Below are 22,069 nucleotides of genomic sequence, written 5' to 3'. Positions count from 1 at the left end.
GCGGCGGCCGCGGCGGCCCTCCCGGACCCGCCCGGCCCGCTCGCGGCCGCGCCGTGCGCACCGGATCATGGCAGGTGGGAGTGGCTCCGGAGCGTGTATGGCGCGGCGCCGCGGCGCGCGATGTGGTGTTCTTGTCCACGCCCTGCCGACGAGAGGACCCTGCCGTGCAACGCCGTTCCCAGACCGCCGTGTTGGCCACCGCTTCGCTGCTCCTGGCAGCGGGCTGCTCGTCCGGCGGCGCACAGCCCGAGGGCGGCGGCTCCTCCGCCACCCCGTCGAAGAGCGCCGCCGCCTCGCCGGGCGCCACACCGGAGTCCACCGCACCGCCCGCCAAGGGTTCGGTGAAGGTGACCCGCACCCTGACGACCGGGCTGACGTCACCGTGGGGGGTGGCGGTGCTGCCGGGCGGGGATCTGCTGGTCGCCTCCCGTGACACCGGAAAGATCGTCCGGGTCTCGGCGGACAACGGGAAGAAGACCGAGCTGGGGTCGGTGCCGGGCGTGGACCCCGGGGGCGAGGGCGGGCTGCTGGGGATCGCGGTGTCCTCGACGTTCGGCGCGGACCACCAGGTGTACGCGTACTTCACCACCGCGTCCGACAACCGCATCGCGCGCATGAACTACGACGAGAAGCGCCCGCCGGGCAATCAGCTGGGCGCGCCCGACACCCTCTACAAGGGCATCCCCAAGGGCCAGATCCACAACGGCGGCCGGATCGCGTTCGGCCCCGACAAGATGCTCTACGTCGGCACCGGCGAGACCGGTGACAGCGGGCTGGCCCAGGACAAGGACTCCCCGGCCGGCAAGATCCTGCGGATGACGCCGGACGGCGAGCCGGCGCACGGCAACCCCGAGGCGGATTCGGTGGTGTACGACTACGGCCACCGCAATGTGCAGGGGCTGGCCTGGGACGGCGACAAGCGGCTGTGGGCCTCGGAGTTCGGGCAGGACACCTGGGACGAGCTCAATCTCATCGAGCCGGGCAAGAACTACGGCTGGCCGGAGGTCGAGGGCCGGGCCAAGGGCGGGTCGAAGGGCCCCGGGTTCGTGAACCCGGTCGAGCAGTGGAAGACCGCGGACGCCTCGCCCAGCGGTATCGCCGTCGCCAAGGGCTCGGTCTGGATGGCGTCGCTGCGCGGCGAACGGCTGTGGCGGATTCCGCTGGACGGGACGAAGCCGGTGGCCGCTCCGCAGGCCTTCCTGAAGGGCACCTACGGACGACTGCGGACCGTCGTGGCGGCCGGCGACGGCACGTTGTGGCTGGTCACCAGCAATACGGACGGACGGGGCACCCCGCACAAGGGCGATGACCGGATTCTCCGCCTCAAGGTGAGCTGATCCGGCAGATCCCCTTTTCGGGTGTCCTGCCTAGACTCGGGGGCAGGGGGACGGGTGCGCGCACACCGAAGAGGGGGCAGGGCACCATGTTCAACATCGCGGAAGAACTGTTCGCACCGGGGCGCAAACACACCGACGAGGAGCGGCAGCGGATGTCGCTCGTCGTCGATGACGTGGGCGACGGCGACCCCGGGAAGGGCCCGATCGATCTCGCCTCGGGCACCGTCGTCGTCCGGACGGCGCCACCGCGGCGGGACCGGGACGCCGAGCCGTCCCGGGGCCCGTCCCAGCCGGGCGTCGGATCGCCGAACGTGCCCTAGCCGGCCGCCGGTTCGCCGAAGAGGCGCAGGCGGTGCGCCACCGCGCCCGCCTCGCCCCGGCCGGAGACGCCCAGCTTGGCGAGGATGTTGGAGACATGGACGCTGGCGGTCTTCGGGGAGATGAACAGGGCGTCGGCTATCTGGCGGTTGCTGCGGCCGTCGGCGACCAGCCGCAGCACCTCGCGTTCGCGCGGGGTCAGGCCGAGGGATTCGGCGGGGGCGGCGGAGGGTGCGGGTGCCTCGGCGGTGGCGCGGGTGCGGCCGGGGGCGGTCCCGGCCGTGGCGTCCGGTATCAGGCCCGGCAGCGGGACACGGGCCCGCTGGGCGAGGAGTTCGAGTTCGTCGGCGAGCGGGCGGGCGCCCATCGTCACGGCGGCGGTGTGCGCCTGGGTGAGCAGGAGGACGGCGGCCTCACGCGGGGTCCGGCCGTGCAGTCCGACGGTGGCCCGCTCGCTGCCGTGGAGGAGTGATTCGGCCCAGCGGTAGCAGGCACGGGCGAGTTCGTGCGGGCGCTCCAGGGGCTCGAAGGCGGCGACCGCCTCGGCCCAGGCGTCGGGGGTCTCGCGGCCCTCGGCACGGCGGAGTTCGGCGTCTACCGCGCGGTCGTACGCCGACCAGACCGGGCAGATCCGGGGCAGCCGCTTGGCCGCGTCACGGATGCGGGCGAGGATCGCGGGCCGGCCGGGCTCGGCGGCGGGCAGTCCGCGGGCGTCCGCCTCGGCGGTGGTGGCCGCCCACAGCAGCGGCCAGGTGTAGCGCTGGGTGCCGGGCGGGAAGCCGGCGTCCAGGGCCTGCTGGAGGATGCTGCGGGCGTCGAGGAGGCGGCCCTGGCGGGCGGCGATGCGCAGTGCGTGCCGCGCCATGACGAGGGCGTGCTGCGGCTGGGGGTCGTGGGTGCCGTAGTACTCCTGGGCGACGGCCAGTTCGCGCTCGGCCTCGGCGAGGTCTCCTTCGTCCAGCGCGAGATCGGTGCGGCGGCTGGCGGCCAGCGCGATGGCGCGGGGGTTCTGCGCGAGACGGCGGGCATCGGCGGCGGCCCGGCCCGCCTCCTCCCAGCGGCCCAGCGACTGAAGGGATTCGGCGCGGTTGCCCAGCACCCAGCTGGTGCTGTCCTTGAGGCCGTAGCGGGTGGTGAGTTCGACGCCCTGGTCGGTGACCTCGACGGCCTCACGGGAGCGGCCGACGCCTTCCAGCGCGGAGGCGAGATTGACCTGGCCGCGGCCGATCACGGCGAAGTAGCCGCGGTCGACGGCGCGCGCCAGGCTCGTACGGAACTCGGCGATGCCCTCGTCGACATCGCCGGCGTCGACCCGCAGCCCCGCCAGGGTCAGCCGGGAGTTGAGCTCGGCCTCCTCGTCGCCGACCAACTGAGCGAGCTCCACCGCCCGTTCGGCCGTCGCGAAGGTGCCCGGCCCGGGTTCGTGCAGGACCTCCCAGCTCGCGACGGCGGCCAGCACCTCGGCATGCACGGAGGACGGCGGCAGTCCGCGGACCAGCTCCTGTGCGGTGCCGAGGTCCTCCCAGCCGTTGCCGCGGCCGGTGCCCTGGCAGAGGCGGGAGCGCTGCACCAGGAACCATGCCGTGCGCAGGGGGTCGCTCTCACTGCGCAGCGAGCGCAGGGCACGCTTGGTGATCGTGAAGGCCCGTTCGATGTCGCCGGACAGCCGGGCGGCGACCGCGATCTCGGCGAGCAGGTCGAGGAAGCGCAGGGCGTCGCCGTCGTGGCAGCCGCAGGCCGGATACGCCTCGGCGTAGTCGACCGGGCGGACCCCCTGGCGGACCTCGGTGGGCGCGTCGTCCCACAGCTCCAGGGCGCGGTCCAGCAGCCGCAGTTGCTCGGCGTACGCATGGCGGCGGCGGGCCTGTACGGAGGCGGCGAGGACGGCGGGCAGGGCCTTGGCGGCGTCATGGGCCTTGTACCAGTAGCTGGCCAGCCGGGCGGCGCAGACCTCGGCGCGGACCAGGGAGGGGCCGGCCTCCAGGGCTTCGGCGTAGCGGCGGTTGAGGCGGGTGCGCTCGCCGGGCAGCAGATCGTCGACGACCGCCTCGCGGGCGAGGGCGTGCCGGAAGCGGTAGCCCGTGCCGTCCTGGGTGGGCACGAGGATGTTGCTGCCGACGGCTGCCCGCAGCGCCTCGATGAGGTCGTCCTCGGGCATCCGGCAGACGGCGGAGAGGAGTTCGTGTTCGACGGTGGAGCCGCCCTCGGCGGCCGTGCGCACCACCCGCTGGGCGTCCTCGGGCAGCGCCTCGACGCGGACCAGCAGCAGATCGCGCAGAGGATCGCTGAGGCCGTGCAGAGCGCCCTCGGCGAGGCCGCGGGCCAGTTCCTCGACGAAGAAGGCGTTGCCCTCGGAGCGCTTGAAGACCCGGTCGACGGTGTCCTCTTCCGGGTCGCTGCCGTTGATCCCGGCGATTTGGGAGCGGACCTCCTCGCGGTTGAAGCGGGCCAGTTCGACGCGCCGGACCGTGCGCATCCGGTCGATCTCGGCGAGGAAAGGGCGCAGGGGGTGGCGGCGGTGGATGTCGTCGGAGCGGTAGGTGGCCACCAGGAGGACGTTGGCGTCGTGCAGCGCCCTCAGGAGGTAGGCGAGCAGTTCGCGGGTGGAGCGGTCGGCCCAGTGGAGGTCCTCGATGACGAGGACGAGGGTGCGGTCGGCGGCGAGCCGCTCCAGGAGGCGGGCGGTCAGCTCGAAGAGCCGGGCCCGGCCGATCTCCTCGTCGTGGGCCTCGCCGGGGGTCTCCCCCAATTCGGGCAGGATACGGGAGAGTTCGCCCTCCTGGCCGGCGACGGCGGCGGCCAGCTCGTCGCGCAGATGCCAGTTGAGGGTGTGCAGGATCGCGGAAAACGGGGCGAAGGGCAGGCCCTCGGAGCCGATCTCGATACAGCCGCCGAGCGCGACGAGCGCGCCCCGGGCCCGCGCGGACTCACCGAACTCCTCGATGAGACGGGTCTTTCCGACCCCTGCCTCACCCCCGATCAGCAGGGCCTGGGGCTCGCCGGACGCCGCGATGCGGTCGAGCGCGTCCCCCAACGCGGCGAGTTCGGCCGCTCGGCCGACGAACACGGGACTGACGGACCTGGTCTCCACGCCGCTGAGCATCGCACAGGGCTCTGACAATCCGGCAGGGGGTTTCGCTGCGTGGAACGCGTGACCCGGTACGCGGAACGCCCGGCCCGGTGCGGTGAGCACCTGGGGCCGGGCGTGCGGGGGCCGGGCCGGCCGCGGGGCCGGCGTGGGAAGTGGCACGGGGGCCTCGCGGTCAGGCGGTGGCGCGGCGGATCCGCGCCCGCCGGCCCCAGGTACTCACCCACCCCTCGGGTTCGTCGGCCCCGGAGCGGGCGGCGCCGCGGCGCCCGGCACGCCGGGCCTCGGTCGCCTCGCGCTCCAGGCGCTGCCGGTCGGCCCGGCGGCGCAGCTCTTCGTAGCGGACCCGCAGCTCCAGCTCGGAGTGGAACATGGTGTCTCCCCTGATGGTGGTGAGGTGGTGCCCCGACGGTTCGTCGAGTGGCTCCAGCCTCGTCTCCAAGGGGGGTCCGCCACATCGGGAGGGTGCCCGATCTTGGTGTCCGTACGGTCCTTAGGAAGCGGCAGCGGCGGGCGGGGGGATGCCTAGGGATGGCCTCCGGGGGCCGTAGGGCCCCCGGAAAACGGATGCGGTGAGGGTCAGTCGCGACAGGGCGAATCCTGCTGCTTCCGTGCCGTCAGGCTGTACGCCCCGCAGGCGACCACCGCTTCCGGCTCGCCGGCCGACTGCCGGAGGATCACCAGGGTCTTCCGCTTCGGGGGGCCACTGCTGAACTCGGAGAAACTGACGGCCCCGGTGGCACCGTCGAAGGTGATGTTGTTCCTCAGGGCGGTCAGAACGGATTCCCGCCGCACGGTGCTGCCCGCGCTGTCCACGGCCCTGGACAGGACGTGGAAGGCGTCGTAGGAGACCGCGGAGTGCCCGTCCTGCCGCCAGGGGTCCTGCGGATACTGCCCGTTGTACTGGCGCACGAAGTCCTTGGTCTTCGCACTGGCGCGGTGGTCCTCCTCGGGGAGGCGGTGCGCGGAGTGGTACAGCCGGAGCCAGTCCTTGTCGGCATACTGGCCGGTGAGCGCCACATTGGTCAGCTCATTGCCGCCGAGCACGGTGAGATCGTTCTCGATGCAGGTCCCGTTGGTGTCCATGGCTCTGATGAAGGCCGTGAAGTCCTTCGCCCTTGCGGTCCAGTAGACGGCGGTGTCCGGTTCAGCCTTCAGGGCCTGGCACACCTGGCCGACGAGCTGGTCGGCCGTGGTCGCCTTCTGCGTACCCGCTTGTGTGGCGAAGGGCTGTGAGTCCTGGCGGAAGCTGATGACCGTCTCACCCCCCTTGAAGGCCTGCTGGAACTTGTCGGCGAGGCTCTCGCTGTAGAGGTCGTCGGGGGTCCGTACGATCACCGCGTGCCCGGCGGGAACACACTCCACCGGCGCGTGCGGGTCCGTCTGCCCCGGCTTCGCCACGAGGGGGGAATGGGCGGCGAAGGCGGCCTCAATGCCTGCTTCCGTGCTGTTGGCCGGCGTGAAGGGCCAGTAGGAATCGCTTTGTTGCATCTCGTCGGCCGTCGCGGTGGTGCCGACCATCGGCATGCCTATGGCGCCCAGTTCCTTCACGGCCTCCTGGGTCTGCTTCGTGCTCTGCGCGAAGCCCAGGACGCCGACGATCTGCTCGTACGCCTCTCCGGAGTTCTCCTGCTTGACGTCCTGGATGAGGTCACGCACGGCGGGGACGGCGTCGCGGAAGCCCGCACCGGCCCTCCGCACTTCCACCCGCAGCGGTACCCGGGAGGAGTCCGAAGCGGCGTCCTCGATCAGCCGCTGCTGCCACATGGCGACCCCGCGCAGTTCGGGGATGGCCCCGTCGAAGATGGTGTCCTCGGCACTCGTCGGAGGGGCCGATTCGAAGAGCACGACGGTGCGCACCGCGCGGTCCGCGGCGTACTTCTCGGCCTCCTTGTTCTGCCTGTCGATCCGGTCCAGCGCATCCTGGTACCACTGCTTCGGCCTGACCTCGACGCGTTCGGTCTGGCTGCCGGCCGCGGCCGGCCGGTCCCCGCCCACGCACCGGGTGTCCGGCGGCGTTTCCCAGAAACCGGGTGCGAGGGCGCCGCCCACCAGGACCGTGGCCAGCGCGGCCAGTTCGACGGCGGTCACGGCGCGCCAGCCCATCGTGAACTTCCGCGGCTGCACCGGGGGAATCTGCAGTCCGGGGCGCTCGAAGGGCTCGTCCTCCAGGGGCACCACGACCGGCCGCGGGTTGCTGGAGTGGAGCAGACTGCTCGCCCGGCGGAGGTTGGTGCGTTCCACGCCCAGATCGGCCTGGAGGGAGCCGGAGGGACGGCCGACCGCGATGACGAGCGGGCCGGGCCCGTCCAGCCCGGCTTGCAGGGTGTGGAACGCGCGCAGGAACCGCTCCGCCGCGTCGGCCCCCGGGGCGCCCTCCGGCGGAATCTCCACCAGCAGTACGGGGCGGGCCACCCTTCGGCGGCGCTTGGGCAGCAGCCGTCCGACGGCGGGTTTGCGCAGGTCCTCCAGCAGGGCGCGCAGCAGCAGGAGTTCGAGGGCGGCGAGGCCCTCCTTGTGGCGCGGATGGCTGGGCTCCAGACTCAGCCGGGGCGACTGGCGGGCGCCTACCTGGTCGAGGAGTTCGAACACCGGCGCCCCGCCGGCGGTCGCGTTGAGGTGTTTGCCGAGCCAGCCGCTCCGCTTGGACCTGACGAGCCGGCGGTTCTGCCGCCGGGCCCAGATCCACCGGGGCAGGGCCCGGGTCAGCGAGTGCCACACGAGTCCGACGAAGAAGCCGCGCACCCCGCCGATGGGCGCGGTGTCCGTGCCGCCCATGTGCCACAACAGGCCGGGTATGCCGCCCCGTTCGGCCCGCTGGCGGTAGACGTGGTCGCGTAACTTCCGCGCCCCGAGGCCGCCGCCGCCCGGACGGCTCTCCTGGATCTGCGCGACGACATCCGCCATCAGCCAGAAATGGGGAAACCGGTCGGGGGTCGAGCGCCGGGGGATGTCGAACCCGAGGCCCGCGCCCGCCTGGACGGTCAGCAGCGGCACATCGCCCTCGGCGTACAGCACGGTGTGCGGAACGCGCTTGTGCTCGGGGCCGAGTGCCCAGCGCAGCGCTTCGAGGACCCGGTGGGTGTGGGACTCCGTGGCATTCGCCGGGGTGCTGAGGATGAGCAGCGGCGGCTTGTTCTCCAGGAGGTCGCGCCGGGCTGGGTTCACGGCGGTGCGGTACTCGCGGATGAAGTAGTCCGCTCCGGAATCATCCGGAAAAGAGGAGGGTTCGACAGAGTTGTTCGCGGATCTCACCTCATCGGCCGACTAGCGGCCTTCCGGCCAACTAATGATCTACACAGGGTAGTTACCCATGTTAGAAGAGTGATATCGCGGGCTCAATCAACTTTCGGATTTCGTGTGTGCCGCGGGGCGGCCGCTGCCGGTTCCGCCCCCGCAGCGGGCCCGGCAGGCCACCGCTCCCCCACCAACGGCAAAGACCCACCGGGCGGACCGGTGGGTCTTCGGCGGGCGTCGGCTCCGGTGCCCTACGGAGCGGCAGGTCCGCCCGGCGGGGCCTTGGGCACGGTCGGCATGCTGCCGAACAGGTCGAGGTACATGCCCGCGGAGATCAGGATCCCCAGCACGCCCAGCGCCAGTCCGCCGAAGGCGACGGCCCGCACCCAGGTGGCGCGGCTGCGGCTCAGCGCCACTGCGGCGACGATCACGGCCAGGAGCGCGAAGACTCCGTTGACCAGGGCGTTGGTGTGCCACGAGGCGCCGTAGACGGCGGCGATCTGGTCGCTGGCCTTGCCCGACTGGAGCTTGATCTGGCCCATCAGGTTCGCCCGCTCGGCCATCGTTGTACCGAGCCAGGTGCCGGTGACGGACGCGAGGCCGAGCCCCGCGGCGACGACGGCACCGGCGCCGGCGGCGATCCCGGTGGAGGGCGCTACGGGCGCGGTGTCGAGGCCGTGGCCGGGCTCGTCGGTGCCGTCGTCCGCGCCGAGGTCACTGGCCTCGTCCTGCGCGGCGAGGGCGGCGTTGTCATCGGCCTGCTCGTCGGCCTTGGCGGCGGCCTTGCCGGCCGCCTCGGCCTCGGTGGCCTCCGGAATCTCGGCGGTCTCCGTGGCGGTCTGCGCCGGCACGGACTTCTCTTCGTCGGTTCGCTTCTCGGTCGTCCTGGTACCCATGGGCGCGACGGTAGGCGTCCCGTCTGAGAGTCCGATGAGAGCCGCGGCGCCGAGCGCGCGGCGGACGGCGACACGCCGACCGCGGGGGCGGCGCCAGAAGGCGGTCGGGGCCGGGAGCTACACCCCCACCAGCGGCTTCTCCCCGTCCTGGGGGCCGGGCAGCCGCACCCCGCCCGGCTCCGGGGGCGGCTCGATGCTGATCCGGGGCAGCCATCGGTCGAGCCAGGACGGCAGCCACCAGTTGGCGCCGCCCAGCAGATGCATCAGGGCGGGAACCAGCAGCGTACGGAGCACGAAGGCGTCGAGGGCGACGGCGCCGGCCAGGCCGATGCCGAACATCGCGATGATCCGGTCGCCGCTGAGGATGAAGGCCCCGAACACCGCGATCATGATGACCGCCGCCGAGTTGATCACGCGGCTGGTCTCGGCGAGGCCGACCCGTACCGCCCGCCGGTTGTCGTGTGTCAGCTGCCACTCCTCGTACATCCGGGAGACCAGGAACACCTGGTAGTCCATGGACAGGCCGAAGAGCACCGACACCATGATGACCGGCAGGAAGGGTTCGACCGGGCCGGCGCTGCCCAGCCCCAGCAGTTCGCTGCCCCAGCCCCACTGGAAGACCGCGACCACGATCCCGAAGGACGAGGCCACGGCGGCGACGTTCATCAGCGCGGCCTTGAGCGGGATGCCGATGCTGCGGAAGGCGAGCAGCAGCAGGACCGAGCCCAGCGCGATCACGACGCCGATGAAGAGCGGCAGTTTGCCGACGATGACGGACGCGAAGTCGTCGTAGCTCGCGGTGATCCCGCCGACCTGTACGCGCAGCGTGCTCGTGCCCCCGGCCTCGGGCAGCACCTCGGTCCGCAGACGTTCCACCAGGTCGGAGGTCTGCCGGGACTGCGGTGAGGTGGTGGGTACGACGGTGATCACGCCGGTGCTGTGGTTGCCGTCGAACGCGGGACGGCCGACCTGGGCGACGCCGGGCGTGTCCCGCAGCCGGTCCGGCAGGTCCGAGAACGCGATCCGGTCCTTGGCGCCGTCCAGGGTGCCGACGAGCGTCAGCGGCCCGTTGAAGCCGGGGCCGAAGCCGCTCTCGTGGCCGTCGCCCGCGAGCAGGTCGTACGCCTTGCGGGTGGTCGAGGCGGCCGGGTTGTTGCCCTGGTCGGAGGTGCCCAGATGGAGGCCGAAGGTCGGCAGTGCCAGGACGAGCATGACGGTCGCCGCGACGGTGCCCAGCAGTTTCGGGTGCCGCTCGACGAAGCCGGACCAGCGGGCGGCGATCCCGGTGGGCCGCTCGGGCCGTGGTCCGTGCTCGGCCAGCCGTCGGCGCTCGCGGCGGCTCAGCGCCCGCATTCCGATCAGCCCGAGCAGCGCCGGCAGCAGGGTGATGGCGGCGGCCACGGTCAGGACGACGGTGAGCGAGGCGGCGAGGGCGACGCCGTTGAGGAAGCTCAGCCGCAGGATCAGCATGCCCAGCAGCGCGATACAGACCGTGGCACCGGCGAAGACGACCGCGCGCCCGGATACCGCGACGGCCCGGGTGGCGGCCTCCTCGACCGGCAGGCCCGCCCGCAGGCCCTTGCGGTGCCGGGTGACGATGAACAGCGCGTAGTCGATGCCGACGCCGAGCCCGATCAGCATGCCGAGCATCGGGGCGAAGTCGGCGACGGTCATCGCGTGGCTGAGCAGGGTGATGCCGGCCGAGGCGGTGCCGACGGCGGCGAGCGCGGTGACGATCGGCAGGAAGGTCGCGGCGAGCGAGCCGAAGGCGAGGAAGAGCACCACGGCCGCGGCGCCCAGCCCGATGATCTCCGCCAGTTGGGCGCGCGGTGCCTCGGTCAGCGCGATACCGGCGCCGCCCAGCTCGACCTGGAGGCCCCGGCCGGACGCGCGCTGCGCGGTGTCGACGACCGTCCGGACCTGGGCGACGTCCAGCTCGTCGGTGGGCCGATCGAAGATCACGGAAGCGTAGGCGGTGTGCCCGTCCTTGCTGATCTGCCGGGTGCCGGCGCCGTCCGTGCCGTGTTTGCCGTAGGGGCCCTGCACTTCGGAGACACCGGGCAGTCCGGCGATCTCCTTCAGGGTGTGCCGCATGGCCTTCTCCACGGCGCCGGAGCGCACCGTTCCGGAGTCCGTGTGCCATACGAGGGTGTCGCCGTCCCCGGAGCGGTCCGGGAAGGCCTTCGCCATCCGGGCGCTCGCCTGCCCGGATTCGGTCCCGGGCACCTCGTAGTTGTTCGAGTACGCGGCCCCGGTCACCCCCGCTGCGACGGCGACCCCCGCGAAGACGGCGAGCCAGAGCACGATCACCACGATGCGGCGCCGGAGACACCACCGAGCCAGAGCGGTCACGGACCTCGTCTGCTTCCCGGGTCGGGCGTCGATATCTCCCGGGGGCGGGCGGTGCCGAACGCGGATGTACGGGGACGGGGCGGGCCGTCGCACACGCACAAGCGGAAGCGTCCGGTCCACCCCCCGGGGCAGGATGCCAGCCGGAAAAGATCCTTTGACCTCTTTGTGGCCTTCCCCACAAAGGGACGGGAATAGGGAACTCCTCCCCGCCCCGGCCCCGTATGCCGCCTCTCAGCCGGTGACCGACTCCTTGCCGTTCTCGATATGCCCCATGAGCCGGCGGTGGAAGGACCGGTCCTCGGCGACCGTGAGGCCGAGGTCGTACCAACCGTGCGCGGCCGCGGCGGGATACCCGACGGTGCGGCTGCGGCCGGCCTTCACCTTCACTGTGCGCGGCGGGGTATCCGTATAAGCCAGCGGCGTGAGGGTGCAGGTCAGCTCGGTGCGGCCGGGGTTGGTGACGGTCAGGTGGAGCTCCTGCCGCCCGGCGTCGATCCGCGTACTGATCCTGACGGCCGCGGCCGCGCCCTGCCCGGTACCGGCGAATTCCCGCCGGAAGCCGTTCGGCCCGGTCACCGTGAAGCGGTACCTGCCGTCCTTCACCGGCACCTCCCACCGCCCCTTCCCCCGTACGTCCCGGTGCTGCGGCACATCGAATTCCCTCGCGTACGGATAGAGCGCCAGATGGGCGGAGGCCCTGCCGGCGTTACGGACGGCCATCCGGAAGACCGCGGTGCCCGGATCGAAGCCGCCGTCGGCGTCCGGCTGGTAGGGCAGCGCCCTGGCCGGCCGGACGCCGCGCTCCTGCTGCGGCAGCGCCTGCCGGACCGGCGGCTGCGGTGCCCAGCGCCCGCTGAACGCCGGGATCGCGCCGGGTTGCCGCACCGACGGCTGCCTGCGCCCGCGGGAGAAGTCGAAGGCGGCGGTCAGATCGCCGCAGACGGTGCGCCGCCAGGCACTGATGTTGGGCTCCTCGATCCCCGTCCAGCGCTCCAGGAAGCGGGTGATCGAGGTGTGGTCGAAGACCTGGGAGCAGGCGTAGCCGCCGACCGTCCACGGCGAGATGACGAGCATCGGCACCCGGATGCCCAGACCGGTCGGCCGGCCGTCCCAGAATTCCCCGTCGGTCCCGGCGGGCGGCACCGGGGGCGGCACATGATCGAAGAACCCGTCGTTCTCGTCGTAGGTCAGGAAGAGCGCGGTGTGCCGCCAGACGTCCGGGTGCCGGCCGAGCGCGTCCAGCACCTGGTAGACGATGGTGGCGCTCTCCACCGGTGAGGACGAGCCGGGGTGCTCGGAGTCCGCGGCGGACGGCACGAGGTAGGACACCTCGGGCAGCTTGCCGCTCGCCACATCCGCGGCGAACGCGGTCGCCAGGGTGTTCGGCTCGCCCCTGCGCAGCGCCCGCTCGAACAGGCTCCGCTCCGCGCGGCTCAGCGCCCTGACGCCCTCCTCCAGAAGCCCCGTGAGCCGCTTGCGCCCGGCCTCGTCGGCGCCCGCCAGCGTCATGTAGAAGGCGGTCATGTTCCGCACCCCGTCCACCTTGGCCAGGGCCTTCTGCGCGACCGCCTTGAAGCGCGCGTAGAACTCCAGGTTGTTGTCGGTGAAGTTGTCCCACTCCTGGTAGACGCGCCAGCTGCGGCCGGCCTTCTCCAGCCGCTCGGCGTAGGTGGTCCAGGTGTAGCCGGGGTGGGTGTCCTCCTCATAAGCGTCATTGCCCACCGCCCGCTTCCCGTTGGGCTCGTAGCCCGTCCAACCGCTCACCAGGTGGTTGCGGTTGGGGCTGGTCGAGGAGTGGATCGAGGAGTGGTAGGCGTCGCAGACGGTGAAGGTGTCGGCGAGCTCGTAGTGCAGCGGGACGTCCTGCCGGTCGTAGTGCGCCATGGTGGCCGCGGTCTTGGCGGTGACCCAGTTGTTCATCCAGCCGCCGTTCCACGCCCTGGCCCCGCCGTCCCAGCCGTGGTCCAGCGCGCCGATGTACTGCCGGTCCTTCTTCTGCGCGGCGGCCGCCTCGCGCACCGAGAAAGGCAGCACGGTCCCGGCGCCCAGCAGCCCGGGCTGCTCGTAGACGCTCCGGCCGCCGGGCAGCTCGATCGCATTGCGGTCGGCATAGCCGCGTACGCCGCGCAGCATCCCGAAGTAGTGGTCGAAGGAGCGGTTCTCCTGCATCAGCACGACCACATGCCGGATGTCCGCGAGCCCGCCGCCGCGGGCCGGCCGCGCCGCGTCGTCCGCCAGCGCCTGCTGCAACGACGGCGGCAGCAGCGACCCGGTCATCGCCGCGCCCGCCGCGGCCGCACCAACTCCCAGTACGCGTCTACGAGATACCTCCGGTGCCACGCCCGACCTCCCGGTTGTCAGTCCACGGCAGCCACAGACCGTTCAATGGTCCGCAATCAGCCCATTGAGATGGTGCGACCGGGACGTTAGTGGACCCCCGTGACCGGCGGTAGGTAGCGGGGTGACAACTTTGCGGACTGTCCACAGGCGGCACTGTCCACAGGCGGTTGCGGCGTCAAAGGATCACGCCCTAGGTTCAGTTGGCATGGGGGAAATCGAACAGCCGGCGAACGCGGGGCCCGGCGCGCCGCGCCGCAGGCGGCTCTGGGCCGCGGTCGCCCTGGCCGCGGCCGCACTGCTCCTCGCCGTCTGGACCACGGTGAACGGCACGTGGCCCTGGAACGGCGCCCTGCCGGACCGGGCGTGCTGGGGCTCCCTCGACCGCTCGCTGCTGACGAAGGCGGCACCGGGTGATGCGCCCTGGGAGGTCACGGAGGGGAAGGACCGGTGGGGCGACCCGGAGTGCACGGTCGAGAGGGGCGACTGGCGGTTCCGCACCACCGTGATGGAGACGCCCCTCAAGGCGTCTCTGTGGTGGGGGCTCGGCACCGTCCCGCTCCACCACGGCCTGCCCGGCATGATCAAAACGAACCGTGACCGCACAGACGGCTGGCTCCATCTGCCGCAGTGCCGCAACAAGCTGGTGAACGTCAACGTCCCCGGCGCGCTGACCGACCGGCGCGCCGCCCAGAACCTCGCCGCCCGTTCCCTGCTCGCCGTCGGCAACGCCCAGATAGCCCGGTGCGGCGGCAAGCCCTTCCCCGCGCCCGAGCGCTTCGACTGGCCCACGGTCCGGCCGGTGGACCTCACCCGGGGAGAGACCCCGTGCGACGTGGCGGACGCCAGGATCGTACGGAAGTGGGCCGGCGGAAAGGTCTCCCAGCTCGGCGGCTTCACCGACGACCCGGTCAGCCGGTGCACGGCACTCGGTGCGGGCGACGACCAACTCGACCTGGGGCTCTTCTCGGCGCTCGTACTGCGTGACCGGTCCACGCTGGACGCGTTCTCACCGACCGGCGTCCGGGCCCGGATACCCGTGCGGCCCGGCAAGCCCTTGCACCTGACGGCCGACGACCTCCGCTTCGACCGCGACGCCGCCACGGAACTGGCCTGCGCCGGCGGCCGCGAGCGCAGGTATGTCCACGTGATCTCCGAGGGTTCGGACGCCCAGTACGCGGCGATCAAGCGCGCCGTGCTGACCAAGGTCGGCGCCACCATGGGCTGCCACTGACCCGCACCGGCCGGCGGCCGCCGCGCATGCCCGGCCTGCCCGGTCAACGGCGGCCGCCCACGTACTCCGGCCACCACTCACACCACACGATCTTGCCCGGAGCGCGCTCCCCCACCCCCCACTTGTCCGCGAGCGCGGACACCAGCAACAGCCCCCGCCCGCACTCCCCTTCCGCCGCGCCGTCCCGCACCGGAACCCGCGGCTCCCCGCCCCCGCTGTCGTGCACCTCGACCCGCAGCAGCCCGTCCTCACCCAGCAACAGCCGCAGCCGGTACTCACGGCCGGGCGGAACACCGTGCAGCAGGGCATTGGTGGCCAGCTCACTGACACACAACAGCACTTCGTCCGCCCGGCGTTCCAGGTCCCATTCGACAAGCGCGGTACGGGCGAACTCCCTGGCCAGCGGCACGGATCGGCGCTCCCGCCGGTAGCGCACCGTACGGGCACAGAGCGTCTGGATCTCCTTTTGCATGGCGCCACTGTCACAGTGCGTAACTACACTGGACCACAGTGTCAGGTCGTACAGATCCGCTGTACGACTTCTGGCTGTGTCATGCCGTCACAGGGAGGGGAAGGCAGACCGCATGCAATCGGCGAACAAACCGAAGAAAATCACGTCCTGGCATGTAATCGGCGCCCAGCTGAGCCACTTCCGCAGGGCCGCCCGCATCACCCAGCCCGCACTGGCCGAGCGGGTGGGACTCCACGAGGACACCATCGGCTCCATCGAACAGGGCCGCCGACCACTCAAGCTCGACCTGGCCGAGACCCTCGATGAACTCCTCGACACCAAGGGCGTGTTGGCGGTCGCCGTGTCAAAGGTCCCCGAGCGGGAGAAGCTGCCCGCGTTCGTGCAGGACCTGGTGGAGCATGAGGAGGCGGCGCTGACGCTGCTGTCGTATCAGAACCAGGTGGTGCCGTGGCTGTTGCAGACGGAGGCGTACGCGCGGGAGGTCGTCGACTCTCTCTATCCACCGCCCGACCCGGACGAGGCCGCGGACTGGATCGCCACACGACTCGATCGGCAGAAGCTGTTGGAACGCAAAAAGCCACGGCCAATGCTCAACTTCATCCTGGAGGAAGTGATTCTGCACCGGCCGGTCGGCGGGCCGGAGGTGCTCCGCGAGCAGATCCGTCATCTGCGGCAGTGCACTGAACTTCCCTTTCTGGGCCTACAGATCATGCCAACGAAGCGCGGAAGCCACGCTGGTCTCGATGGGCCGATGATCCTGCTTGAGACGCCTCAACACGAATACTTGGCTTACATCGAGGGGCAGTTGGTCAGGTACCTCATCGAGGACCCCGATCAGGTCAGTACCCTCCAGCAGAAATATGGGATGCTGCGCTCGCAGGCCTACTCGCCCAATGAAAGCAAGGGTCTGCTGGACGACTTGCTAGGAGAGTTATGACCAGCGAAGCTTCCTCGTACGTCACCGACGCACTCACTTGGTTCAAGTCGAGCTACAGCGGCAGCCAAGGCGGCGACTGCATCGAAGTCGCCTACGCCTGGCGCAAGTCCAGCCACAGCAGCGATGAGGGCGGCGACTGCCTAGAAGTCTCCACCTGCCCCCACGCCATCCACATCCGCGACTCCAAGAACCCCGGCGGCCCCATACTCACCCTGAGCACCGCCGCCTGGTCCGCGTTCCTGTCTGACGTCACCAACTGACGGTCACTGGAATGACGATGAAGCTCCGTCAGCTTGGGAAGCACGGCCCCGCCGTCTCCCCCCTCGGCCTCGGCTGCATGGGGATGTCGACCTCGTACGGCGTCCCGGACGACGCCGAATCGCTCCGTACGCTCGACCGTGCCGCCGAGCTCGGCGTCACCCTGCTCGACACCGCGGACGCCTACGGGCGCGGCGCCAACGAGGAGTTCCTCGGCCGCTGGCTGCACAGCCGTACGGCATCGCTGCGGGACGGGCTCGTCCTCGCGACCAAGTTCGGGCTGCGGCATGACGCCGCCACGGGTCGGGTGAACGCGGTCGACTCCTCCGCCGCCTGGGTGCGCGAGGCCTGCCACGCCTCGCTGTGCCGCCTCGGCACGGACCGTATCGACCTCTACTACCTGCACCGCCGCGACCCCGCCGTCCCCATCGAGGAGACGGTCGGCGCGATGGCAGAGCTCGTCGCCGACGGTGCCGTACGCCACCTCGGCCTCAGTGAGGTGAGCCCGCAGACGCTGCGCCGGGCGCACGCCGTCCACCCCATCAGCGCCGTACAGCTGGAGTACTCCCTCTTCACCCGCGAGGTCGTGGAGGGCGAGATGCTGGCGACCTGCCGGGAGCTGGGCATCGGCATCGTGGCGTACTCGCCGCTCGGGCGCGGCATGCTGACCGGCGCGCTCTCCGCACGGGACGATCTGACCGCCGAGGACGCCCGACGGCGATGGCCGCGGTTCGCCGAGGAGAACATCGACCGCAATCTGCGCCTCGTCCGGGCCGTGCGGGCCGCCGCCGAGTCCTTCGGCTGCACCCCGGCCCAGGCCGTGCTCGCCTGGCTGCTCGGCCAGGGCGAGGACATCGTGCCGATCCCCGGCACCAAGCGCCGTCCATACCTGGAGGAGAACGCGGCGGCGGCCGGGATCGAGCTGAGCGAGGAGCAGATGGCCCTGCTCCGGGCGGCCGTGCCCGACGGCGCCGTGGCGGGGGAACGCTATCCCCTCGCCGCCCTGGAACGCCTGGGCCACTGAGCCGCTGGGGAGGGCCTGGAACAGTGCTGATCAGGAACGACTACCCACGCCGCATCGCGCTGGGGACCAGCGGGATCGCGCTGTTGGTCACGGTGGCGAGCGTCATCGGCATCGCCAAGGGCGCGGCCCGCGTGGAGCTCATCGTGACGGATCTGGTGCTGGTCTGTTGCGCCGTGCTCGCGGTGGTCGGATGGCGCAAAGAGAGGGCGTGGATGACGCTCACCGCTGGTGCCGGGCTGCTGGTCACGGTCTTCGGCGGTGGCCGGCTCTTCGCGGAGTGAACGCCGCCCGACGAGGCGCCGCAGGGCGGGCAGACGGCCGTTCTCGCCTGCCGTGAGCAGAAAGCGGCCGTCCTCCCCGAGGAGTACATCCCCGGGAAGGACGGCCGCTCACCGTCATGCACACGAAGGGGCGCGTCAGCCTTCGACGCCCAGCTTCTCCAGGATCAGTTCGCGGACGCGGGCCGCGTCCGCCTGGCCCCGGGTGGCCTTCATGACCGCGCCGACCAGGGCGCCGGCCGCGGCCACCTTGCCGCCACGGATCTTGTCGGCGATGGCGGCGTTGGCGGCGATCGCCTCGTCGACGGCGGTGCCCAGGGCGCCCTCGTCGGAGACGACCTTGAGGCCGCGCTTCTCGACGACGGTGTCCGGGTCGCCCTCGCCGGCCAGCACACCCTCGATGGTCTGCCGGGCCAGCTTGTCGTTGAGGGAACCGTCGGCGACCAGCGCGGTGACCCGGGCGACCTGCTCGGGGGTGATCGGCAGGGCGGCCAGGTCGATGCCGTCCTCGTTGGCGCGCCGGGCCAGCTCGCCCATCCACCACTTACGGGCCGAGGCGGAGTCCGCGCCGGCGTCGACGGTGGCGGTGATCAGGTCGACCGCGCCCGCGTTGAGGATCGACTGCATGTCGTGCTCGGAGATGCCCCACTCCTCGCGGAGGCGGTTGCGGCGCACCCGCGGCAGCTCGGGCAGGCCCGCCCGCAGCTCCTCGACCCACTCGCGGGAGGGGGCCACCGGCACCAGGTCCGGCTCGGGGAAGTAGCGGTAGTCCTCGGCCTCTTCCTTGATGCGGCCGGCCGTCGTGGAGCCGTCCTCCTCGTGGAAGTGCCGGGTCTCCTGGACGATCGTGCCGCCGGAGGAGAGCACCGCGGCGTGCCGCTGGATCTCGAAGCGGGCCGCACGCTCCACGGAGCGCAGGGAGTTGACGTTCTTGGTCTCCGAACGCGTACCGAACTTCTCGGTGCCGTTGGGGCGCAGCGAGAGGTTCACGTCGCAGCGCATCTGGCCCTGTTCCATCCGGGCCTCGGAGACGCCGAGCGCCTTGATGAGCTCGCGCAGCTCGGCGACGTACGCCTTGGCGACCTCGGGGGCCCGCTCGCCCGCGCCCTCGATGGGCTTGGTGACGATCTCGATGAGCGGGATGCCGGCGCGGTTGTAGTCCAGGAGCGAGTGGCGGGCGCCGTGGATACGGCCGGTGGCACCGCCGATGTGGGTGGACTTGCCGGTGTCCTCCTCCATGTGGGCGCGCTCGATGTGCACCCGGAAGATCTCCCCGTCCTCCAGCTGTACGTCGAGGTAGCCGTCGAAGGCGATCGGCTCGTCGTACTGGGAGGTCTGGAAGTTCTTCGGCATGTCCGGATAGAAGTAGTTCTTCCGGGCGAAGCGGCACCATTCGGCGATGGAGCAGTTCAGCGCCAGGCCGATCTTGATCGCGGACTCCACACCGGTCGCGTTGACGACCGGCAGCGAGCCGGGCATGCCCAGGCAGGTCGGGCAGGTCTGCGAGTTGGCGTCCGCGCCGAGGGCGGTGGAACAGCCGCAGAACATCTTGGTCTTGGTGCCGAGCTCGACATGGACCTCCAGGCCCATGACGGGGTCGTACGTCGCGAGGGCGTCCTCGTACGACACCAGGTCAGTGACAGTCACGGTGAAACTTTCCCTCTCAGCCCAGCAGGACGTCGTCGTCGCCCAGGCGCTTCAGTTCGCGGTAGAGGATCGCCAGGCCGGTGACGATCGCCGCGGCCGAAACGGCGGCGTCGATCAGGCGGAGCGTGTCGTTCTCCTTGCGGGCCAGCTTGGCCTGCTTGGCGACGCTGATGGCGCCGAACGCGGTGCTGCCGATCGACAGGTACAGACCGGACTTGGACTTCTTGAAGTTCTTGGCCTTCTTGGTCATGGCGGTCACAGTGCAGGTGCCTCCTCAAGCAGCGGGTGGCCCCACTTGGCGGTGAACGCGGCCTCGACCGCGGCACCGACCTTGTAGAGCCGGTCGTCGGCCATGGCAGGAGCGATGATCTGAAGGCCCACCGGCAGCCCGTCCTCGGGAGCCAGACCGCAGGGCAGCGACATGGCCGCGTTGCCTGCCAGGTTGGTGGGGATCGTGCACAGGTCGGCGAGGTACATCGCCATCGGGTCGTCGGCGCGCTCGCCGATCGGGAAGGCGGTGGTCGGCGTGGTCGGCGAAACGATCACGTCGACCTGTTCGAAGGCCTTCTCGAAGTCGCGGGTGATCAGCGTCCGCACCTTCTGGGCGGAGCCGTAGTACGCGTCGTAGTAGCCGGAGCTGAGCGCGTACGTACCGAGCATGATCCGGCGCTTGACCTCGGGGCCGAAGCCGGCCTCACGGGTCAGGGCGGTGACGTCCTCGGCGGACTTGGTGCCGTCGTCGCCGACCCGCAGGCCGTACCGCATGGCGTCGAAGCGGGCCAGGTTGGAGGAGCACTCCGAGGGCGCGATGAGGTAGTACGCGGACAGCGCGAGGTCGAAGGACGGGCAGTCCAGCTCGACGATCTCGGCGCCCAGCTCCTTCATCAGCGCGACCGACTCGTCGAAGCGCTGGATGACACCGGCCTGGTAGCCCTCACCGCGGAACTGCTTGACGACGCCGACGCGCATGCCCGCGACGCTGCCGTTGCGGGCCGCCTCGACGACCGGCGGGACCGGCGCGTCGATGGAGGTGGAGTCCAGCGGGTCGTGCCCGGCGATGACCTCGTGGAGCAGCGCGGCGTCCAGGACCGTACGGGCGCAGGGGCCGCCCTGGTCCAGGGAGCTGGAGAAGGCCACCATGCCGTAGCGGGAGACGCCGCCGTAGGTGGGCTTGACGCCGACCGTGCCGGTGACGGACGCGGGCTGGCGGATGGAACCGCCGGTGTCCGTGCCGATGGCGAGCGGGGCCTCGTAGGAGGCGAGGGCGGCGCTGGAGCCACCGCCGGAGCCGCCCGGGATCTTGGTGAGATCCCAGGGGTTGCCGGTCGGCCCGTAGGCGCTGTTCTCCGTCGACGACCCCATGGCGAACTCGTCCATGTTGGTCTTGCCGAGGATGACGACGTCGGCGGCCTTGAGCTTCTTGGTGAGCGTCGCGTCGTACGGCGGCAGCCAGCCTTCGAGGATCTTCGAGCCGACGGTGGTGGGCATGCCCTCCGTCGTGAAGATGTCCTTGAGCGCGAGCGGAACACCGGCCAGCGGGCCGAGCTTCTCGCCGCGGGCCTTCTTCTCGTCCACGGCGCGGGCCTGGGCGAGCGCGCCCTCGCGGTCGACGTGCAGGAAGGCGTGCACCTTCTCGTCGACGGCCTCGATGCGGGCCAGGTGGGCCTCGGTCACCTCGACCGCGGTGACCTCGCCGGCGGCGATCTTCGCCGCGATCTCGGCGGCGGTGAGCTTGATCAGGTCTGCCATGTCGGTCACTCCTCCCCCAGGATCTGCGGCACCTTGAAACGCTGCTGCTCCTGGGCCGGGGCGCCGGAGAGCGCCTGCTCGGGGGTCAGCGACGGACGGACCTCGTCCGGCCGCATGACGTTGGTCAGGGGCAGCGGGTGGGAGGTCGGCGGTACGTCTTGATCGGCGACCTCGGAGACGCGGGCGACCGCGCCGATGATGTCGTCGAGCTGTCCGGCGAAGTGGTCGAGCTCTTCGGCCTTCAGCTCCAGACGTGCCAGCCGGGCGAGGTGGGCGACCTCCTCGCGCGTGATGCCAGGCATGCAGCGATCCTCTGCTGGTTCTCGGAGTGTTCTTGGCTGTATATGCGGGCCCAATCCTATTCGCATTCCCCCTGCGTACCTGCATGGGAATTGCGCAGGGCTTTTCCGCCGGGTAACCGGGCCCGCCGACGGCCCGGCGTGCGGCGCCGGTCAGCGGTCGCCGGACGACGGGCCGCCGGGCGAGCCCTCATCGGCCCGCGGTACGGCGGGCCGGGGTATCTGCGGCCCGGGCCCGGGCGGCGCGGGCCGGTCCGGCGGGGGCGTGGCAGGGGCAGCGGGCTCCGGGCGTGCGTCGGCGGCGCCGGGCTCGCCGGCCGGCGGTTCGGCGGCCGGGGGTTCAGTGCCCGGGGGTTCGGTGCCCGGGGGTTCAGTGGCCTCGGGCAGATCGCCGTGACGCGCGCCACCGTCGGAATCGTCGGCCCCGGCATCGGTGGCCTCGGGCACGTCGGCGTCGCGCTCACCGCCGTCGGCATCAATGGCCTCAGGCACCTCGGCGTCGCGCTCACCGCCGTCGGGACCGGTGGACTTCTCACCGTGACCCGGCGCCGCGGCCGGTGCCGCAGCCTCCGGGAGGGCTTCCACGGGGTGTTCTTCGGAGCGGGG

The 22,069-nt window shown here is 71.4% G+C and carries 19 protein-coding genes; 7 read left to right on the top strand and 12 right to left on the bottom strand.

The window, feature by feature from the left end; all coding sequences use genetic code 11:
* The first annotated feature begins 164 nt into the window (after positions 1-164).
* Both TU31_RS04470 and TU31_RS04465 read left to right on the top strand, forming a co-directional pair.
* Entirely contained in the window at positions 165-1,337 is a 1,173-nt protein-coding gene (locus TU31_RS04470; RefSeq protein ID WP_042149130.1) for a PQQ-dependent sugar dehydrogenase, read from the top strand.
* Between the two features lie 86 nt (positions 1,338-1,423).
* Positions 1,424-1,657, top strand: a complete 234-nt coding sequence (locus TU31_RS04465) for a DUF6191 domain-containing protein (protein ID WP_042149128.1) — start codon at positions 1,424-1,426, stop codon at positions 1,655-1,657.
* Here the strand turns inward: TU31_RS04465 and TU31_RS04460 are convergent.
* The 6 genes from TU31_RS04460 to TU31_RS04435 all read right to left on the bottom strand — a co-directional run bounded on the left by TU31_RS04460 (position 1,654) and on the right by TU31_RS04435 (position 13,568).
* Positions 1,654-4,758, bottom strand: coding sequence for a helix-turn-helix transcriptional regulator (locus TU31_RS04460; protein ID WP_042149125.1), 3,105 nt, complete (start codon positions 4,756-4,758; stop codon positions 1,654-1,656). The genes TU31_RS04465 and TU31_RS04460 overlap by 4 nt on opposite strands.
* A 160-nt stretch (positions 4,759-4,918) precedes the next feature.
* Positions 4,919-5,185, bottom strand: coding sequence for a hypothetical protein (locus tag TU31_RS04455; RefSeq protein ID WP_245698399.1), 267 nt, complete (start codon positions 5,183-5,185; stop codon positions 4,919-4,921).
* 137 nt (positions 5,186-5,322) lie between these two features.
* A complete protein-coding gene (locus tag TU31_RS04450) occupies positions 5,323-7,911 on the bottom strand; it encodes a type 1 periplasmic-binding domain-containing protein (protein WP_245698398.1) in 2,589 nt (862 codons plus the stop codon).
* Between the two features lie 320 nt (positions 7,912-8,231).
* A complete protein-coding gene (locus tag TU31_RS04445) occupies positions 8,232-8,876 on the bottom strand; it encodes a hypothetical protein (RefSeq protein ID WP_042149116.1) in 645 nt (214 codons plus the stop codon).
* Positions 8,877-8,993: 117 nt separating this feature from the next.
* Positions 8,994-11,228, bottom strand: coding sequence for an MMPL family transporter (locus TU31_RS04440; RefSeq protein WP_042149113.1), 2,235 nt, complete (start codon positions 11,226-11,228; stop codon positions 8,994-8,996).
* 231 nt (positions 11,229-11,459) lie between these two features.
* A complete protein-coding gene (locus tag TU31_RS04435) occupies positions 11,460-13,568 on the bottom strand; it encodes a phosphocholine-specific phospholipase C (protein WP_042149108.1) in 2,109 nt (702 codons plus the stop codon).
* A gap of 205 nt (positions 13,569-13,773) precedes the next feature.
* Here TU31_RS04435 and TU31_RS35790 point away from each other — a divergent pair, with 205 nt between their 5' ends.
* A complete protein-coding gene (locus TU31_RS35790) occupies positions 13,774-14,799 on the top strand; it encodes a hypothetical protein (RefSeq protein WP_052718813.1) in 1,026 nt (341 codons plus the stop codon).
* Between the two features lie 43 nt (positions 14,800-14,842).
* Here TU31_RS35790 and TU31_RS04420 read toward each other — a convergent pair whose 3' ends face one another.
* A complete protein-coding gene (locus TU31_RS04420) occupies positions 14,843-15,271 on the bottom strand; it encodes an ATP-binding protein (RefSeq protein ID WP_042149101.1) in 429 nt (142 codons plus the stop codon).
* A 112-nt stretch (positions 15,272-15,383) separates the two neighbouring features.
* On the opposite strand from TU31_RS04420, the gene TU31_RS04415 reads away from it, so the two are divergent.
* The 4 genes from TU31_RS04415 to TU31_RS04400 are packed head-to-tail and all read left to right on the top strand — an operon-like array spanning position 15,384 to position 17,771.
* Positions 15,384-16,208: a helix-turn-helix domain-containing protein gene (locus TU31_RS04415; protein ID WP_042149099.1), complete on the top strand. Its 825-nt coding sequence runs from the start codon at positions 15,384-15,386 to the stop codon at positions 16,206-16,208.
* Positions 16,205-16,468, top strand: coding sequence for a DUF397 domain-containing protein (locus tag TU31_RS04410; protein ID WP_042149096.1), 264 nt, complete (start codon positions 16,205-16,207; stop codon positions 16,466-16,468). Before TU31_RS04415 ends, TU31_RS04410 begins: the two co-directional genes overlap by 4 nt.
* A gap of 17 nt (positions 16,469-16,485) precedes the next feature.
* Positions 16,486-17,490: an aldo/keto reductase gene (locus tag TU31_RS04405; RefSeq protein WP_042149094.1), complete on the top strand. Its 1,005-nt coding sequence runs from the start codon at positions 16,486-16,488 to the stop codon at positions 17,488-17,490.
* A 23-nt stretch (positions 17,491-17,513) separates the two neighbouring features.
* Positions 17,514-17,771 carry a hypothetical protein gene (locus TU31_RS04400; RefSeq protein WP_042149091.1) on the top strand — a complete coding sequence of 86 codons (258 nt, stop codon included), beginning with the start codon at positions 17,514-17,516 and terminating at the stop codon, positions 17,769-17,771.
* A 135-nt stretch (positions 17,772-17,906) separates the two neighbouring features.
* On the opposite strand, the gene gatB is transcribed toward TU31_RS04400, so the two are convergent.
* From gatB to TU31_RS04375, 5 genes are all read right to left on the bottom strand, one after another.
* Complete coding sequence (gatB, locus tag TU31_RS04395; RefSeq protein ID WP_042149089.1) at positions 17,907-19,415, bottom strand: Asp-tRNA(Asn)/Glu-tRNA(Gln) amidotransferase subunit GatB; 1,509 nt, start codon at positions 19,413-19,415, stop codon at positions 17,907-17,909.
* Positions 19,416-19,431: 16 nt separating this feature from the next.
* Positions 19,432-19,665, bottom strand: a complete 234-nt coding sequence (locus TU31_RS04390) for a hypothetical protein (RefSeq protein WP_033266953.1) — start codon at positions 19,663-19,665, stop codon at positions 19,432-19,434.
* Positions 19,666-19,670: 5 nt separating this feature from the next.
* Entirely contained in the window at positions 19,671-21,164 is a 1,494-nt protein-coding gene (gatA, locus tag TU31_RS04385; RefSeq protein WP_042149086.1) for an Asp-tRNA(Asn)/Glu-tRNA(Gln) amidotransferase subunit GatA, read from the bottom strand.
* A 5-nt stretch (positions 21,165-21,169) separates the two neighbouring features.
* A complete protein-coding gene (gene gatC, locus TU31_RS04380; protein ID WP_006602950.1) occupies positions 21,170-21,466 on the bottom strand; it encodes an Asp-tRNA(Asn)/Glu-tRNA(Gln) amidotransferase subunit GatC in 297 nt (98 codons plus the stop codon).
* Positions 21,467-21,616: 150 nt separating this feature from the next.
* Positions 21,617-22,048: a hypothetical protein gene (locus TU31_RS04375; protein WP_045867292.1), complete on the bottom strand. Its 432-nt coding sequence runs from the start codon at positions 22,046-22,048 to the stop codon at positions 21,617-21,619.
* Positions 22,049-22,069: the final 21 nt, after the last annotated feature.

It is taken from the genome of Streptomyces lydicamycinicus (assembly GCF_000829715.2).
GTDB lineage: Bacteria > Actinomycetota > Actinomycetes > Streptomycetales > Streptomycetaceae > Streptomyces > Streptomyces lydicamycinicus.
The sequence above is the reverse complement of the archived record's forward strand: the minus strand, read 5'-3'. Positions and strand labels throughout refer to the sequence as shown.

Excerpts from the sequence above, each read along its gene's own strand:
- TU31_RS04405 (WP_042149094.1), top strand. The coding sequence starts at position 16,486 with ATGAAGCTCCGTCAGCTTGGGAAGCACGGCCCCGCCGTCTCCCCCCTC.
- gatA (WP_042149086.1), bottom strand. The coding sequence starts at position 21,164 with ATGGCAGACCTGATCAAGCTCACCGCCGCCGAGATCGCGGCGAAGATC.
- TU31_RS04445 (WP_042149116.1), bottom strand. The coding sequence starts at position 8,876 with ATGGGTACCAGGACGACCGAGAAGCGAACCGACGAAGAGAAGTCCGTG.
- TU31_RS04465 (WP_042149128.1), top strand. The coding sequence starts at position 1,424 with ATGTTCAACATCGCGGAAGAACTGTTCGCACCGGGGCGCAAACACACC.
- TU31_RS04420 (WP_042149101.1), bottom strand. The coding sequence starts at position 15,271 with ATGCAAAAGGAGATCCAGACGCTCTGTGCCCGTACGGTGCGCTACCGG.
- TU31_RS04390 (WP_033266953.1), bottom strand. The coding sequence starts at position 19,665 with ATGACCAAGAAGGCCAAGAACTTCAAGAAGTCCAAGTCCGGTCTGTAC.
- TU31_RS04410 (WP_042149096.1), top strand. The coding sequence starts at position 16,205 with ATGACCAGCGAAGCTTCCTCGTACGTCACCGACGCACTCACTTGGTTC.
- gatC (WP_006602950.1), bottom strand. The coding sequence starts at position 21,466 with ATGCCTGGCATCACGCGCGAGGAGGTCGCCCACCTCGCCCGGCTGGCA.
- TU31_RS35790 (WP_052718813.1), top strand. The coding sequence starts at position 13,774 with ATGGGGGAAATCGAACAGCCGGCGAACGCGGGGCCCGGCGCGCCGCGC.
- TU31_RS04415 (WP_042149099.1), top strand. The coding sequence starts at position 15,384 with ATGCAATCGGCGAACAAACCGAAGAAAATCACGTCCTGGCATGTAATC.
- TU31_RS04460 (WP_042149125.1), bottom strand. The coding sequence starts at position 4,758 with ATGCTCAGCGGCGTGGAGACCAGGTCCGTCAGTCCCGTGTTCGTCGGC.